This window comes from Mesorhizobium sp. M4A.F.Ca.ET.050.02.1.1, from assembly GCF_003997725.1.
Taxonomy (GTDB): domain Bacteria; phylum Pseudomonadota; class Alphaproteobacteria; order Rhizobiales; family Rhizobiaceae; genus Mesorhizobium.
In genome coordinates, this window is sequence record NZ_RZSG01001238.1 from 1 (window position 1) to 1,045 (window position 1,045).

The window sequence follows — 1,045 nt, forward strand, 5'->3', positions numbered from 1 at the left end:
AAGGTGCCCGAAGGGCGGATGAGGGGCGGCGCCCCTCCTCGGTCTCATCGGAATTTTCCTGCACGCGAATGCTATTCCTCTATTCGGCTGCCACCAGCTTGTCCGGCGATCGAGGAGACGCCTGCAGCGCCGGCAGTTTCGGCCGCACTGCCAACGCATCCCGAACGATCTTTTCCACCGCCTTGCGGCGCTCGCCCGACAGCGGCCGGCGCGGCATCCGAACGCGATCATTGGTATCGATCGCCAGCACTTCAGCAAGCTTGATGTTTTGGACCAGATAGGTCGAGACATCGAGGTCGAGCAGCGGCCGGAACCAGCGATAGATCTCGAGCGCCTCCTCGCGCCGGCCCTGCTTCATCAGCTGGTAGATCGCCACCGTCTCGCGCGGGAAGGCGGTGACCAGCCCCGCCACCCAGCCGACGGCCCCGACCGACAGTGCCTCGAAGGCAAGATTGTCGACGCCAGTGAACAGATCGTAGCGGTCGCCGAGCCGGTTGATGATCTCCGTCGAGCGACGGATGTCGTCGGAGGATTCCTTGATGGCGACGAAGCGCGCGTCGGACGCCAGCTCCTCCATCTGGTCGACTGTGACGTCGACCCGGTACGCCAGCCGGTTCGAGTAGATCATGACCGGCAGGTCGCCGGCATCGGCCACGGCGCGCAGGGCGGCGACCGTCTCTTCCGGGTCGGTATGGTAGATCGGGCTGGGAACCACCATCAGCCCGCTGGCCCCGGCCTGCCCGGCACGGCGCGCGATGCTTGCCGCCTCGCGGGTGCCGGGCTCGTTCACGGTGAGCAGCACCGGCTTCCCTCCGGCGACCTTCTGCGCCGTCTTGAGCACCTCGATCTTCTCGTCATGCGACAGCATCGGCCCTTCGCCGAGCGAGCCGCAGACGATGATGCCGTCGCAGCCGGCCTCCATCTGCAGCGCGTAGCAGCGCTCCATTTCGGCATGATCGAGACGGTCGTCCTCGGTGAATTTGCTCGTGACGGCGGGAAAAACTCCAGTCCACATGGCAGCGTCTCCAATCTGATATATCAGTGA

General features: G+C 65.2%; 1 protein-coding gene. It reads right to left on the minus strand.

Going from position 1 to position 1,045, the window contains the following annotated elements:
* Positions 1–79: 79 nt before the first annotated feature.
* Positions 80–1,015: a dihydrodipicolinate synthase family protein gene (locus tag EOA33_RS36615; RefSeq protein ID WP_126057816.1), complete on the minus strand. Its 936-nt coding sequence runs from the start codon at positions 1,013–1,015 to the stop codon at positions 80–82.
* Between the last annotated feature and the right edge of the window lie 30 nt (positions 1,016–1,045).